Origin of the sequence: Streptomyces sp. NPDC005811 (assembly GCF_040630405.1) — a bacterium.
Taxonomy (GTDB): Bacteria; Actinomycetota; Actinomycetes; order Streptomycetales; family Streptomycetaceae; genus Streptomyces.
The window spans coordinates 304,198-318,418 of the sequence record NZ_JBEXXK010000003.1 but is presented as its reverse complement, the minus strand read 5'-3'; the positions used below and the strand labels follow the sequence as shown (position 1 = coordinate 318,418).

At 71.6% G+C, this 14,221-nt stretch carries 14 protein-coding genes and 1 pseudogene; 7 read left to right on the top strand and 8 right to left on the bottom strand.

The window, feature by feature from the left end:
- The 5 genes and pseudogenes from ABZ490_RS05145 to ABZ490_RS05125 form a co-directional block, all read left to right on the top strand.
- Nucleotides 1-185: pseudogene (locus tag ABZ490_RS05145) on the top strand (inositol 2-dehydrogenase); the annotation flags it as partial.
- Nucleotides 182-1,048: a sugar phosphate isomerase/epimerase gene (locus tag ABZ490_RS05140; protein WP_358984314.1), complete on the top strand. Its 867-nt coding sequence runs from the start codon at nucleotides 182-184 to the stop codon at nucleotides 1,046-1,048. The pseudogene ABZ490_RS05145 and the gene ABZ490_RS05140, both read left to right, overlap by 4 nt.
- Nucleotides 1,049-1,320: 272 nt before the next feature.
- A complete protein-coding gene (locus ABZ490_RS05135) occupies nucleotides 1,321-2,352 on the top strand; it encodes a substrate-binding domain-containing protein (protein ID WP_358984311.1) in 1,032 nt (343 codons plus the stop codon).
- 115 nt (nucleotides 2,353-2,467) lie between these two features.
- Nucleotides 2,468-3,580: an ABC transporter permease gene (locus tag ABZ490_RS05130; protein WP_358984308.1), complete on the top strand. Its 1,113-nt coding sequence runs from the start codon at nucleotides 2,468-2,470 to the stop codon at nucleotides 3,578-3,580.
- A gap of 35 nt (nucleotides 3,581-3,615) precedes the next feature.
- Nucleotides 3,616-4,431 carry an ATP-binding cassette domain-containing protein gene (locus ABZ490_RS05125; RefSeq protein ID WP_358984305.1) on the top strand — a complete coding sequence of 272 codons (816 nt, stop codon included), beginning with the start codon at nucleotides 3,616-3,618 and terminating at the stop codon, nucleotides 4,429-4,431.
- Between the two features lie 78 nt (nucleotides 4,432-4,509).
- On the opposite strand, the gene ABZ490_RS05120 is transcribed toward ABZ490_RS05125, so the two are convergent.
- A complete protein-coding gene (locus tag ABZ490_RS05120; RefSeq protein ID WP_358984302.1) occupies nucleotides 4,510-5,940 on the bottom strand; it encodes an amino acid permease in 1,431 nt (476 codons plus the stop codon).
- 185 nt (nucleotides 5,941-6,125) lie between these two features.
- Here ABZ490_RS05120 and ABZ490_RS05115 point away from each other — a divergent pair, with 185 nt between their 5' ends.
- Both ABZ490_RS05115 and ABZ490_RS05110 read left to right on the top strand, forming a co-directional pair.
- Nucleotides 6,126-6,824, top strand: coding sequence for a GntR family transcriptional regulator (locus tag ABZ490_RS05115; RefSeq protein ID WP_358984299.1), 699 nt, complete (start codon nucleotides 6,126-6,128; stop codon nucleotides 6,822-6,824).
- A gap of 59 nt (nucleotides 6,825-6,883) precedes the next feature.
- Nucleotides 6,884-8,356: an APC family permease gene (locus ABZ490_RS05110; protein ID WP_358984296.1), complete on the top strand. Its 1,473-nt coding sequence runs from the start codon at nucleotides 6,884-6,886 to the stop codon at nucleotides 8,354-8,356.
- On the opposite strand, the gene pqqE is transcribed toward ABZ490_RS05110, so the two are convergent.
- The 7 genes from pqqE to ABZ490_RS05075 all read right to left on the bottom strand — a co-directional run bounded on the left by pqqE (nucleotide 8,310) and on the right by ABZ490_RS05075 (nucleotide 14,058).
- Nucleotides 8,310-9,548 (bottom strand): pyrroloquinoline quinone biosynthesis protein PqqE, encoded by a 1,239-nt coding sequence (pqqE, locus tag ABZ490_RS05105; RefSeq protein ID WP_358984293.1) that lies wholly within the window; start codon nucleotides 9,546-9,548, stop codon nucleotides 8,310-8,312. The genes ABZ490_RS05110 and pqqE overlap by 47 nt on opposite strands.
- Nucleotides 9,545-9,766, bottom strand: coding sequence for a pyrroloquinoline quinone biosynthesis peptide chaperone PqqD (pqqD, locus tag ABZ490_RS05100; protein WP_358984348.1), 222 nt, complete (start codon nucleotides 9,764-9,766; stop codon nucleotides 9,545-9,547). Before pqqD ends, pqqE begins: the two co-directional genes overlap by 4 nt.
- A gap of 47 nt (nucleotides 9,767-9,813) precedes the next feature.
- A complete protein-coding gene (gene pqqC / locus ABZ490_RS05095) occupies nucleotides 9,814-10,710 on the bottom strand; it encodes a pyrroloquinoline-quinone synthase PqqC (RefSeq protein ID WP_358984290.1) in 897 nt (298 codons plus the stop codon).
- A complete protein-coding gene (pqqB, locus tag ABZ490_RS05090; RefSeq protein ID WP_358984287.1) occupies nucleotides 10,707-11,606 on the bottom strand; it encodes a pyrroloquinoline quinone biosynthesis protein PqqB in 900 nt (299 codons plus the stop codon). Before pqqB ends, pqqC begins: the two co-directional genes overlap by 4 nt.
- A gap of 9 nt (nucleotides 11,607-11,615) precedes the next feature.
- A complete protein-coding gene (pqqA, locus tag ABZ490_RS05085) occupies nucleotides 11,616-11,756 on the bottom strand; it encodes a pyrroloquinoline quinone precursor peptide PqqA (RefSeq protein WP_358984284.1) in 141 nt (46 codons plus the stop codon).
- A gap of 40 nt (nucleotides 11,757-11,796) precedes the next feature.
- On the bottom strand, nucleotides 11,797-12,726 hold the full coding sequence (locus tag ABZ490_RS05080) for a PQQ-dependent sugar dehydrogenase (protein ID WP_358984281.1): 930 nt from the start codon (nucleotides 12,724-12,726) through the stop codon (nucleotides 11,797-11,799).
- A 228-nt stretch (nucleotides 12,727-12,954) separates the two neighbouring features.
- Nucleotides 12,955-14,058 carry a PQQ-dependent sugar dehydrogenase gene (locus ABZ490_RS05075; protein WP_358984278.1) on the bottom strand — a complete coding sequence of 368 codons (1,104 nt, stop codon included), beginning with the start codon at nucleotides 14,056-14,058 and terminating at the stop codon, nucleotides 12,955-12,957.
- Nucleotides 14,059-14,221 lie beyond the last annotated feature (163 nt).

Sequence of the window (14,221 nt, the reverse complement as noted above, 5' to 3'; positions counted from 1 at the left end):
TCGACACCGAGTTCCGCGAATGGATCGCCGGCATCGCCGCCGGCGACGAGCCCACCGGGCCCTCCGCCTGGGACGGCTACGCCGCCACCGTCATCACCGCCGCGACCGTCGAGGCCCTGGAGTCGGGCCGCGTCGTCGCCACCGATCTCGAGCCCCGCCCCACCCTGTACGGAGGCACCGCGTGAAAATCGCCATCGACCCCTATATGTTCCGCACCCTGCCGATCGACGACATGGTGCGCACGGTGGCCGAACTCGGCTACGAGTACATCGAGTTGTCGCCACGTGACGACTTCATGCCGTTCTTTCTGCATCCGCGGGCGGACGACGAGCGCATCCGGGAGCTCAAGACCGCCCTGCGCACGCACGGGGTGCAGCTGTCCTCGGTGCTGCCGCTGTACAAGTGGTCCTCGCCCGACGAGACCGAGCGGCAGGCCGCCGTCCGGTACTGGAAGCGGATGATCGAGATCACCGCGGACCTCGGATGTTCGCTGATGAACTCCGAATTCAACGGCCGGCCCGAGAAGGCCGCCGAGAGCGAGGCCGCGTTCTGGCGCTCACTGGAGGAACTGCTGCCGCTGTTCGAGCGCGAAGGCATCGCGCTGAACCTGGAGGCGCACCCCGACGACTTCTGCGAGGAGAACACCCCCGCGGTCGATCTCGTCCGGGCGATCGACAAGCCGTGGGTGAATTATCTGTACTGCGCCCCGCATTCCTTCCATCTGTCGGGTGCGGATCCGACGGCGGACATCGCGGCGATGATGCGCTATGCCGGCGACAAGCTCCGGCATGTGCACATCGCGGACTCCTTCAACCACAAGGGCTCCTCCGGGCTGCGGTACATCCTCAATCCGCCCGGCACCGCCGCCCGGATCCATCAGCACCTCGACATCGGCCAGGGCGAGGTGGACTGGGACGCGTTCTTCGGCATCCTGCGCGAGCTGGACTTCGACGGGGTCGCCACGGCCTGTGTCTTCGCCTGGGAGGAGCGCGCCCATGAATCCTCCGCGTTCATGCTCGACCGCATCACCAAGGAACTCACCTCCTGATATAACCACCCCCGAGAAACAACTGAATTAATTTGAAAACAGCGAAGAAAGAGCCTTGTCGAGCGCCGACCGCGACCCGACAGGGCCCTTTCTGCTGCCTAAAAATACCCGTGACCTTTTCGTTGGAATTACAGGTGCGCCAGTGTATTGACACCCCCCTCCAAAAAGGCGCTAATTTTCGCCAACGAGGTCGCCGACCGCGTCAAATCGCGGCGAATTCAGGATCTCGTCTCATTCCGCGCCGTTCTTTTCCTCATAGGAGAGGTAGGACCATGTCGCACTCCGCTCGCACTCCCCGAAGAGCCCGCTGGTTCGCCGTCGTCCCCGCGCTGGCCCTGCTCGCCGTCGGCTGTTCCGGGGGTTCCGGCGACACCGCGTCCGCCTCGGGCAAGGGCACCGCGCTGAAGTCGGGCCTCGGCAGCAAGGCCGAGGCCCGTAAGGTCACCTTCCTGCTCCCGCGGGACCCGGGCGACCCGTTCTGGACCACCATCGCCCAGGGCGCCAAGGACGCCGCGCAGTTGCTCAACCTGGACCTCAACCTGCAGACCAGCTCCGGCGACCAGACGAAGTACAACGACCTGATCGGCAGCGCGGTCGCGGACAAGCCCGCCGCGCTGGCCGTCGTCATCGACGACCCGAACAAGTACACCGAGAACGTCTGCGCGGCCCAGAAGGCCGGCATCCCGGTGATGAGCTACAACATCACGCAGGAGGGCGCGGTCGGCAAGTGCACCCTCGGGTTCGTCGGCCAGGACTTCGAGGAGGTCGGCTATCTGCTCGGCAAGCGCCTGCTCGCCGACAACCCGGACATCGGCAAGGGCGACACCGTCCTCACCCCGGTCGAGTTCCCCGACCAGGTCTACGCCGTCCAGCGGCACGCGGGCGTCGAGCGGGCGCTGAAGGAGGTCGGCGCCAGGACCGAGATCCTCGGCACCGGCATCGAGGACTCCGCCGCGCTCGACAAGATCACGCAGTATCTGCTCGGCCACAAGGACACCGCGGCGATCGTCCCGCTGGGCGGCACCCCGCACCGCAACGTCGTCAAGGCCATGGAGGACGCCGGGGTGAAGGTCCCGGTCGTCGGCTTCGACCTGGCGCCGCAGATCGTGAACGGCATCGAGTCCGGCGCCATCGACGCCGCGGCCGACCAGCAGGGGTACGTCCAGGGCTTCCAGACCGTCGTGGAGCTCGGTCTGAAGCTGGACTTCGGGCTCAGCCCGGCCAGCATCAACTCCGGTGGCAGCGGCCTGGTCGACAAGGCGAACGTCGGCATCGCCAAGGAGCTCGCCGGCAAGGTCCGCTGACCTCCCCGTCAGCACCCGGCGCACCACCTCTCCCGCCGACGAATCGGCCCGGGGCGGCCAGGCACCATCTCGGCCGGCCGCCCCGCCCACCCCACAGCAGGAAGGCAGTACGACCATGAGCGAGCGCAGCGGTCAGGTGACCGCGGGGAGCGTCCCGGCGGCAGGGGGCGCCGTCGCGGACCCGGACGCCGGCACCGAGGGCGTCCCCGCCCGGAAGCGGACTCTCGCGGACTCCGCCCCCGTCTCCACCGCCGACCGGCTGGCCGAGCGCCTGCGCCAGGTCCGCGGGCGCGGGGCGCTGGAGATCGGCCTGGTCTTCGTCCTGGTGCAGCTCGGCTGCATCATCTCCTACCTCGTCGACCCGGCGGGCTTCCCCTACCTGGAGAAGTCGAACTTCAACGTCCTCAGCCAGAGCGTCCCGGTGCTGGCGATCCTGGCCGTCGGCGCCGGCATCCTGATCATCGCCGGTGAGTTCGATCTGTCGCTGGGCGCCAACTTCACCTTCTGCGCGCTGGTGTTCACCCGCTGGTACTCGGACGGGTCGAGCGCCTGGACCGCGACCGGCATGGCCGTGCTGACCGGTGTCGCGATCGCCCTGCTGAACGCGCTGCTCGTCACCAAGGCCAGGATCCCCTCCTTCATCGTGACGCTCGGCATGATGCTGTTCTGGGAGGGCGCGGCGCTCTTCTACAACGGCACGACGGCCGCGTTGATGATCCCGAGCGACACCGTGCAGCGGGTGTTCACCGCCGACCTCGGCTTCTTCCGCGGCCAGGCGCTGTGGATGGTCGGCGTCTGGGTGGTGTTCTGGCTGCTGGTGCACCGGCACCGGCTCGGCAACCACATCTTCGCCGTCGGCGGCAACCCGGCCGCCGCCCGCGCCATCTCGATCAACCCCGACCGGGTCAAGATCATCGCGTTCGGCATCCTCGGGGTGTGCGTGGCGCTCGCCGCCGTGCTGACCGCCGTGCGCACCGGTTCCGTCCAGCCGGGTGCCGGGCGCGGCATGGAGCTGAAGGCGATCGCGGCCGCGGTCGTCGGCGGCGTCGCGCTCTCCGGCGGCCGGGGCAGCGTCCTCGGCATGGTGCTCGGCGCGGCGCTCATCCTCACCGTGCAGGACATCCTGCTGCTCGGTGGTGCGCCCGGCTTCTACCTGGACCTGTTCGTCGGTCTGATCATCGTCGCCGCGGCCTTCTTCAACCGTCTGATCGAGGGGAAGGCGAAGTGAGCGCCGCCGAGCCCACCGCCGGAAACGGAGCAACCATGTCCCCCACCGCCACCGCAGCAGCCACCGAAGAGGCCACGGGCGAGGTGTTGCTGGAGCTGTCCGGCATCACCAAGCGGTACGGCGCCAACACCGTCCTGGACGACGTGAGTTTCCGGATCCACCAGGGCGAGGTGGTCGGTCTGCTCGGTGACAACGGCGCCGGCAAGTCGACCCTGGTCAAGACGGCGTCCGGGGTGGTCGTCGCCGAGGAGGGCGACTACCTCTGGCGGGGTGAGAGGCTGACGACGCTCAACCGGCAGGAGACCGAGCGGCGCGGCGTCGAGACGATCTTCCAGGACTCCGCCCTGGTGCCGTCCATGACGATCACCCGCAACATCTTCATGGGCCGTGAGCTGACCAACGCCCTGGGGCTGCTGAAGCTGCGGCAGATGGACGCGATCGCCGCGCGGATCCTCGACAGCGTGGTGACCATCGAGGGCATCAAGAGCCCGAGGCAGCTGGTCGGTTCGCTGTCGGGCGGTCAGCAGCAGGCGGTGGCGATCGCCCGTGCGGTGCACTTCAAGCGGAGCCTGCTGATCCTGGACGAGCCGACCAGCGCGCTGGCGGTGCGGGCGACCGAGGCGCTGCTGAACTACCTGCTCCAGCTGAAGCAGGAGGGCGTCAGCTCGGTGCTGGTGACGCACAACCTGCATCACGCGTTCCAGATCTGCGACCGGCACATCGTGATGAACCACGGTCGCAAGATCCTCGACGTGAGGCGTGAGGACACCAGCGTCGAGGAGCTCACGGCGGCCGTCGTCGAGGGGCCGGAGGGGCTGCGCCGCTTCCGCGAGGGCACGCCCCTCGCCTGACCGGCGGTGCCCGGAACGCCGACGAGGCCGGACCCGCCGTACGAGAGGCGGGTCCGGCCTGCGGTGCACGTGGGGCGGTCAGGCCTTCGACGAGGTCACGGCGTCGTGCGCGGCGCCCCGGCCGAGCCGCTGGCGGACCACGGCCACGACCACCACGGCCACGGCCACCAGGGTCGACAGGACGACCTGGTCACGGCCGCCGCCGTCGGCGGTGTCGGTGAGCATGTAGAGCAGGACGAAGGTGATCAGGCCGATGGTGGCCCAGGTGAGGTAGGGGTAGAGCCACATCCGCACGACCAGCTTCTCGGGCGCCTCCCGCTCGATGATCTTGCGCATCTTCAGCTGGGAGAAGCAGATCACCAGCCAGACGAAGAGGGCGATGGCGCCGGAGGAGTTGAGGAGGAACTGGAAGACGGTGTCGGGCCAGAGGTAGTTGAACGCGACCGCGACGAAGCCGAAGACGACGGAGGCGAGGATGGCCGTGCGCGGCACACCGCGGTCGGTGGTGCGGCCGAAGGAGGCCGGGGCGTCGCTGCGGCGGCCGAGGGAGAACGCCATGCGCGAGGCGGTGTACAGGCCGGAGTTGAGACAGGACAGCACCGAGGTCAGCACGATCGCGTTCATGATCTGGGCGGCGTGCGGGATGCCGATGGAGCTGAGGGCGGCGACGTACGAGCCGTCCTTGAGGATCGCCGGGTCGTCCCAGCGCAGCAGGGAGACCACGATGAGGATCGAGCCGAGGTAGAACACGGCGATCCGCCAGATCACGCTGTTGGTGGCCTTGGTGACCGCGCCCTGCGGGTCGGGGGACTCACCGGCCGCCAGGGTGACGATCTCGCTGCCCATGAAGGAGAAGACGACCATCAGGACGCCGGTGAGGATGGCGCCCGGTCCGTTGGGCAGGAAGCCGCCGTGCGCGGTGAGATACGAGAAGCCGGACGCCGGGTGGTCCGAGCCGGGCAGCAGGCCGAAGATCGCGAGGCCGCCGATCACGATGAACGCGGCGATGGCGACGACCTTGATCCCGGCGAACCAGAACTCGAACTCGCCGTAGGAGCTGACCGAGGCCAGGTTGCTGGCGGTCAGGACGACCATGACGATCAGGGCCCAGCCCCACTGCGGGACCGCCGGGATCCAGCCCTCGAGGATCTTCGCGCCTGCGGTGGCCTCCACCGCGAGGACGACGACCCAGAAGAACCAGTAGAGCCAGCCGATGGTGAACCCGGCCCAGCGGCCGAGCGCCCGGTCCGCGTAGGCGGAGAAGGAGCCGGAGGTGGGGTTGGCCGCCGCCATCTCGCCGAGCATCCGCATCACGAGGACGACGAGGACGCCGACGAGGGCGTACGAGATCAGGATGCCGGGTCCGGCGGCGGCGATGCCGGAGCCGGAGCCGACGAACAGACCGGCGCCGATGACTCCGCCGATCGCGATCATCGACAGATGGCGGTTCTTCAGTCCGGCCTTGAGACCGGGCTCTGCGGGAGGGGCTTCGGGGAGGGTTGTGGTCATCTCGACATCCGGGGAGGAGGGGACGGGCTGTCGAGGCGCGAAATTAGTTCACTACGATCGAAAAGAACAAGGCTTGTTTAAGTGTTCACCTTGCTCTATTTTGCAGGCACCGTGGAACCGTCACTTCCGGGAGCCCTCCGTGCACCACGCCGTGACCCCGCTCAGCAGGCGGTTAGGGTGGCGCCGTGGTGAATCCAGCGGGCAAGTTCGGCCCCTACGGCGGCGGGGACACCCGCCTGCGCTCCGGCGGGAGTCAGACGGGGTCGGACCTGGTCCGTTCCCGGGTCGCGCTGCGGGTGCGCCTGAAGTCCGTGACACCGGGTGACCGGCTGCCGGACGCCGGCGTCCTCGCCGAGGAGCTGGGGATCGGCGAGATCACCGTGCGCCGCGCGCTGGAGGGGATGTGCCAGGACGGCCTGCTCGACCGGCGGCGCGGCCGGGCCGGCGGCACCTTCGTCGCCGCGGACTGGGACACCGTCGTCGCCCTGATGCACGACGCCGAGGAGGCCGCCCTGCTCGACTCCTTCCACCTGCTGCTGGAGTGCGGACTGGTGGCGCACGGCGCCGGCGAGGTCCCCGAGGGCTCCCTCGGAGGGCTGCGGTCGCTGGTCGCGGAGATGGACCTGGCCGAGGACCCGGCCCGGCTGGTCGAGCTGGAGACCCGCTTCCACCTCGACCTCGCCGAGCTGCTCGGCGGCGCCGGGATCCGCGAGTTCGCCGCCGATCTCCTGGGCCGCCAGTGCCTGCTGCTGCCCCCGCCCGACCCGGCCGTGGTACGCGCCCGCAACCGCTGCCACGCCGACCTGCTCACCGAACTCGGCCGCGGCGCGATGGACCCGGCCGTACGAGCCGTGAAGGAACACCAGCGGGCCCGACCGAGCTGACGGCCGGCCCCGCCCGCCGCGCCCCTCGCACCGCCACCGTCCCCGAAGGAGCAGTCGCCATGTCCGACCCCGGAGCCGTCGGCCCGCCGCCGACGTCGGGCCCCGCCGGCGGCACGCCCCAGCGGCTGCGCGGCGGCGTGCTCGGCATGGCGGACATCGCCGCCGCGACCATGGCCAACGTGGGCCCGGCCATGAGCTTCTTCTTCGGCTTCGCCTTCCTCGCCACCACGGCCGGCGTCGCCTCCCCGCTCACCATCGCCGCCGCGGGCGTCGCCGTCGCGCTGCTCGGCAACACGCTCGCCGAGTTCTCCCGCGCGCACCCCTCGGCGGGCAGCTTCATCACCTTCGTCGGCAAGACCTTCGGGCCGGTCAGCGCCGTCACCACCGCGCTGCTCGCCGGGCTCGGCTACATCATCGCGATGGCCTCGGTGATCGCGATCTCCGGCGGGTTCGTGCAGATCACCCTGCACCACTACACCGGCATCGACCTGCCGTGGATCCTGTGGACACTGCTGCTGACCGGGGTGTCGGTGGTGCTGATGCTGCGCGGGATCGTGGTCTCCACCAAATGGGCCGGCTATTTCTTCGGCGTGGAGATGCTGGTGCTGGTCGTGGTCTCGGCGGCCGCGCTCATCGAGCACCGCGGCAGCCTGTCCGCGGCCCCGTTCCTGCCGGGGCATCTGCGCCACGGCCTCAGCGGCCTCGCGGCCGGGTTCCCGCTAGCGGTGTACCTGTTCATCGGCTGGGAGAACTCGGCGGCGCTGGCCGAGGAGACGGAGAACCCGCGGCGCAACGTCGGGCGCGCGGTGCTCTCGTCCGTGGCGATCATGACGGTGAGCTACATCCTCTTCTCGTACGCCACCGTCACCGGCTTCGGCTACGACACGGCGGCGCTCGGTGACTCCCCGCTCCCCTTCATCGACGTCGCCCACCACACCCTCGGGGCGCTGGCGGTCCTCGCCTACGTCGGCGGGCTGACCTCCACCCTCGGCGTGCTGATCGCCGGCATCAACTCCCAGGCCCGGCTGATCTTCAACGCCGGACGCGAGGGGCTGCTGCCGTCCTTCTTCGGATACGTCCACCCGACGCGCCGTACGCCCAACAACGCGATCGTGACCTTCGCCGTGACCTCGCTGCTGATCATCGGCGGCTGGGGGCTCGGGCATCTGCTCGGCCCCGACGGCAGCCGGATGGACCCCGTGGTCTTCTTCACGGAGTCCTCCAGCCTGGGCGCGCTGCTGATCCTGCTGGTCTATCTCGCCTCGAACATCGCGCTGCCGCTGTACTACCGCCGGTACCGGCCGCAGGAGTTCCGGACCGTACGGCATCTGGTGCTGCCGGGGGTGGGGGCGCTGGCGATCCTGGTGCCGCTGTACTACCTGGCGAAGCCGGGGCAGCCGGCGCCGTACAGCTGGTTTCCGTATGTCGCGCTGGGGGCGGTGGTGGTGTCCGTCGGTTACGCCACGGTGTTGGTGCGGCGGGATCCTACGTTGGCCGAGCGGGTGGGGTCGGTTGTCGCAGACGTGGAGTAGCCCTGCGGACGGCGCCGGGTGCGGTGTGCCGTTGTGCGAGTGCGGCGCCGTCGTGGCTGGTCGCGCAGTTCCCCGCGCCCCTTTGGGGCACGGACGCGCCCGGTCTGCGATAGATATACGGGGGTGGGGGTGCCGCAGTGCGCGGGTCGGTGAGGCGGGTCAGGACAGCGTGGTCCGGGGACAGGGCGCAGGCCGGGTCCGTGCGGGTCGGGTCGCCGGTCAGGGCGTGGGCCTGGCAGCGGCAGCCGCCGAAGTCCTCCTCGCGGCGGGGGCAGGTGCCGCAGGGGCCGGTCATCTGCCAGTCGGTGCCGCGGTAGCGGGTGAAGGCGGGCGACGCGTCCCAGATCCAGGCGAGCGGGTGGTCCCGTACGTTGGGCGGGTCCAGGCCGGGCAGGGAGGCGGCCGCCGGGCAGGGCAGGACGGTGCCGTCGGGGGTGACGGTGAGCGAGACCGCTCCCCAGCCGCCCATGCAGGGCTTGGCCACCCCGTCGAAGTAGTCCGGGACCACCCACACCAGGTCGATGCGGCCCGCGAGCCGCTCGCGGGCGCGTTCCACGGTCTCCCGGGCGCGGGCCAGCTGGTCGCGGGTCGGCAGCAGCGCGGCGCGGTTGAGCAGGCCCCAGCCGTAGAACTGGGTGTTGGCCAGCTCGACGCGGTCCGCGCCCCAGGCCTCGCCCAGGTCGATGAGGTCGCCGACGGAGTCGAGGTTGTCGCGGTGCAGGACGACGTTGAGGCCGAGCGGGAGGCCCGCCGCGCGGACCAGGGCGGCGGCCCGCTCCTTCGCCGCGAAGGCGGACGGGCGGCCGGCGATCCGGTCGTTGGCCCGGGCGTCGGAGTGCTGCACCGAGAGCTGGACGCTGCGCAGCCCCGCCGCGCGCAGCGCGGTCAGCCGGGGCTCGTCCAGGCCGGTGCCGCTGGTGACCAGCTGGGTGTAGATGCCGGCGGCCTCGGCGGCGGCGACGATCCGCTCGAGGTCGGGCCGGAGCAGGGGTTCGCCGCCGGAGAGGTGGATGTGGACGACGCCCAGCGCGGCGGCCTGCCGCAGGACGTCCGTCCACTCGTCGGTGCCGAGTTCGCCCGAGCGGCGGGCCAGTTCGAGGGGGTTGGAGCAGTACGGGCAGTGCAGCGGGCAGGCGTGGGTGAGTTCGGCGAGGAGGGCCCAGGGGCGAGCCGGCGGGCCGGCGGGGGTCATCGGAGCCAGCCCTCCCCGCGCAGCCGGTCGAGGAAGGCGGGGACCTCGGCGGCCACCGGGGCGCCCGGGAAGCGCGCGGCGAGCTCGCCGACGATCCCGGGCACGGTACGGGTCCCGTCGCACAGGCCGACGATGCGGCCCGCGTGGCCTTCGAGGACGACCACCCGTTCCGGCAGGACCAGCAGGTCGGCGCCCCGCACCGGGTCGTGCCGGAGCATCAGCGCCGGTGCGAGGGCGGGGCGCCAGTCGGTGACGGCCGCCGCCGTCACCCCCGCACCCGCCAGGGCCGCAGATCCCGCCCGCCACCGTCCACCCCGCCCAGCACCGAACCCACCCGACCGACCGGAACGGCACGACGCCGCCAGGGCCTGCTGTCCGTCTCCGGCCACGGCTCGTCGAAGACGCGTCCCTCGATGGAGACAGTCCGCCCGGGCGGGGCGTGGTTTCCGGGGCCGATCTGTTGGACCGCGTCCAGCAGGGACCACAGCACCTCGCACTTGAAGGTGAGCGCGGCCAGGGCCCGCTGCTGGGCCTCGTGGGTGCGGGCCCAGTCCAGGACGAGGGCGAGGGCCTCCGTGCTGTCGCGGCGGCCCTGGTCGACGCGGGTGCGGAAGTAGCCGAGGCCCTCCGGCTCGATCCAGGGGTAGTGGCGTGCGAAGGCGTCGATGCGCACCCGCATCAGATCGGGTGCGGTCAGCTCGGTGAGCGAGGCCGCGACGGCCTCCAGCGGGGACCGCAGCCGGCAGAAGTTGACGTATCCCTCCACCGCCAGCCGTACGCCCGGCAGGACGGAGTCGCCGGTCAGCAGCGCGCGGCGGTCCAGGCCCGCCGCCTCGCCGAGCCGCAGCCAGCGCTCGATGCCGCCCTCCCCGTCCGCGCGGCCGTCGTGGTCCTCGATGCGCCGCACCCACATCCGCCGCAGCCGCGGATCGTCCAGCTTGGCGGTGATCAGCGCGTCCTTGACCGGGATGTGCCGCTGGTAGTGGAAGCGGTTGGTGATCCAGGCGCGCACCTCCTCGGGACGCAGATCGCCCTCGTGCATCCGGAGGTTGAAGGGGTGCCGGTCGTGATAGCGCTCCCGGGCCACCGCACGCAGGCGGTCCTCGAACGCGGCGGGGTCCCAGGGTCCGGCTTCGGCCCGGGGGGCGAGGGTCGTGGTCACAGCTCGATCACCAACTCGTCGTCGGCCACCTCGATGCCCAGCCGGGCGAGCCGCTTGTGCTGCGCCGCGGTCGGATCGACGAGGGGGTTCGTGTTGTTGAGGTGCGTGTAGTAGCAGCGGGCGGACAGCGTGGCGAGGATGCCCGCGGTGCCGCCCGGTCCGTCGATGGGCAGATGGCCCATGCCGGTGGCGGTGCGGGAGGAGATGCCGGTGCGGCGGGGCTCCTCGTCGTCCCAGAAGGTGCCGTCGACGAGGACGCAGTCGGCCTCGGCGGCGACCCGGTGCAGGGCGTCGGACCAGGCGGCGACGGCGGGCGCGTAGACCGCCGTACGGCCGGTGGCGGGTTCGTACAGGCGCAGCGCCACGACCCAGGCCTCGTCCTCGGGGGCGTCGGCGGCGTACCGGGGACGTTTGGCGGAGACGGGGACGGCGCTGATCCGCAGGCCCTCGTCGGGCCGGCCGAGGGAGCGCGCGCCGTGGCAGGTGAGGTCGCGCCAGGTCAGGGAGGTGTAGGGGCCGAGGATCTCGTCGAGGCGCAGACGGTCCTGAAGGGCCCGGCGGACCGGGGCCGTGGCGTGGATCTCCAGGGTGTCGGCCTCGCGCAGCCGGGCGATGCCCAGGGTGTGGTCGAGTTCGGCGTCGGTGAGGACGACCCCGGCGACCGGGGTCTGCCGGGGACCGGGCCCGGGGTGGAGCGCGGGGTGGGCCTCGATCTGGTCGCCGATGTCGGGGGTCGCGTTGACGAGGTACCAGCGGCCATCGTCCGTACGGACCGCGAGGGAGGCGTGACGGCGGCGGCGCCCGGGATGCGCGCGTGCCCCGGAGCATCCGGGGCACGCGCAGTTCCACTGCGGGATGCCGCCGCCGGCCGCGGTGCCGAGCAGCTGGAGCAGCACGGCGGCGGGCTAGCGGGCCGCGAGGGAGTAGGCGGTGACCTCCAGGGCGGTGTCGACGACCGTGTAGCCGGGGGTCCGCCAGGCGGCGGCGTCGGACTCCGGTGCCGTGGTCGCGGGCTGGTGCTCGGCGTGCTCGGTGGTGTCGTTCATGGGGGGTGCCTTCCTTTCGGAGAGGACGGGTCGGTGGGGTTCACCCCTCGGTGAGGGGAGCCTGGGGGGCCGGGGCCGGGGCCGGGGCGGGAGGGGGTCCGAGGGTGACCTTCAGGAGGGAGTCCTTGTCGGTGCCCCGGTCGCTGGTGCCGAGCCAGAGTTCGTCGGCGTCGGGCACCTTGGCGAGGGCGCGCAGCCGGCCGTAGGCGCCGGTGTAGTACGACACGGCGGTGCCGAGGCCGGTGCCGGTGGCGTCGATGGGCAGTGCCCACAGCCGCTCGCCGCGCAGGGTGGAGACGTACAGGACGTCGTCGGCGATCGCGGCCTGGGCGGGCACGCCTCCCTCGGCGGGGTGCCAGACGTGCAGGGGGTCGGTCATGCCGGCGGTGGTGCAGGTCCCCTCGCAGGTGGGCCAGCCGTAGTTGGCGCCGGGGGTGATGAGGTTGACCTCGTCCCAGGTGGCGTCGCCGATCTCGGTCTCCCAGAGCCGGCCGCGGCTGTCCCAGGCGAAGCCCTCGGGGTTGCGGTGGCCGAGGCTGTAGACACGGGTGCCGAACGGGTTGCCGGGCGCCGGCCCGCCGCTGGTGGTGAGGCGCAGGATCTTGCCGTTGAGGGAGTTCGGGTCCTGGGCCAGCGGCTTGTTCCGGGCGTCGCCGGTGCTGACGTACAGACAGCCGTCCGGGCCGAAGGCGATCTTCCCGCCGTTGTGGTCCCCGCCGCGGGCGATGCCGCCGAGCACGACCTGGTAGTCGGTGAGCGAGGTGCCGTCGAAGCGCATGCGGACGACCCTGGTCTCGGCGGCGGCCGTGTGGACGAAGTAGACGTCCTGGTCGGTGGTGCCGTTCCAGGTGGGCGAGGGGGCGACGCCCAGCAGGCCGCCGCCCTCGCCGAAGTCGCCGCCGGTGGGGGCGAAGACGGTGTCGGGCCCTCGCCGACCTTGGTGCGGGTGCCGTCCCGTGCCACCGTCCACACCCCGGCGCTGTGCCGCTCGGTGACCAGTGCCTTCTGGCCGGCCGGCAGGAAGGTGACGGTCCAGGGCCGGTTCCACCCGTCGGAGAGGACGGACACGGCCGAGGGCGGGGCCGCGGCCCGGCGGCCGGGTCCGGGGTGGGCGACCGCCGGCGCGGGTGCGCGCCGCAGAGCGCGAGGAGGGCGCCGGCGGCCGTGACGGCGATGGCCGCCACACGGCGGTGCGGGGTCACTTGACGGTGACTTCGAGGATGCGGTCCTTGCCGTCGCCGCCGTCGGTCGTGCCGACCCAGAGCCGGTCGGTGCCGGGCACCTTGGCGAGGGCGCGCAGCCGGCCGTAACTGCCGTTGTAGTACGACTTCCCGGTCCCGACGGCCTTGCCGGTGCCGTCGATCGGCAGCGCCCACAGCCGCTGGCCGAGCAGGGTCGTGACGTAGACGACGTCGTTCTTGACGGCGATCTGCGCGGGGACGCCGCCCTGGTCGGGGTGCCAGACCTTCTTGGGGTTGGTCATCCCGGCCTTGGCGCAGGATCCCTCGCAGGTGGGCCAGCCGTAGTTGCGGCCCGCCTCGACGAGGTTGAGCTCGTCCCAGGTGTTCTCGCCGATCTCGGTCTCCCAGAGCCGGCCGCGGCTGTCCCAGGCGAGGCCCTGCGGATTGCGGTGGCCGAGGCTGTAGACACGGGTGCCGAACGGGTTGCCGGGCGCCGCGGCGCCGCTCTTCGTGAGGCGCAGGACCTTGCCGTTGAGGGAGTTCTTGTCCTGGGCGAGATTGCGCTTGAGGGCGTCGCCGACGCTGACGTACAGATAGCCGTCGGGGCCGAACGCGAGCTTTCCGCCGTTGTGGTCGCCGCCTCGGGTGATGCCGCCGAGGACGACCTTGTAGTCGCTCAGCTTGCTGCCGTCGAAGTGCATGCGCACGACGCGGATCTCGGAGGCGGCGGTGTGGACGAAGAAGACGTCCCGGTCCGTGGTGCCGTTCCAGGTCGGTGACGGGGCGACACCCAGCAGTCCGCCCTTGCCGCCGCTCGGGGAGGGGGCGACGGTGTTCGGGACGGTGCCGACCTTCTTCTTGGTGCCGTCGCTCGACTGGAGCCATACGCCGGCCGTGAAGCGCTCGGTCACCAGGGCCCTCTTCCCGTCGGGGAGGAAGGTGATGCCCCAGGGCCTGGTCCAGCCCCGCGACAGGACGCCGACGCCCGTCGGTGCGCCGGCCGCCCGGGTGCCCCCTTCGGCGTCGGCGGCCGCGGGCGGCGCGGGCTGGAGGAGGCAGGTGCCGAGGACAGCGGTGAGGGCGACGACCGCGGCCCGGCCGCGCCGGACTCGATGCGGCACCGGTTGCGCCAAGCGTGACATTCCGAGGCCTTTCCTGTCGGGGGAGGGCGACCGGCCCCATGAAGGAAGGAGGGCGCCGCCGAATCGGAGAGCGGGAGAGGGAGACCGGGAGACGGGAAGTGTGTGCCGTCGCACGGCACCGGCTCCCTCGGATCGGCTCCCT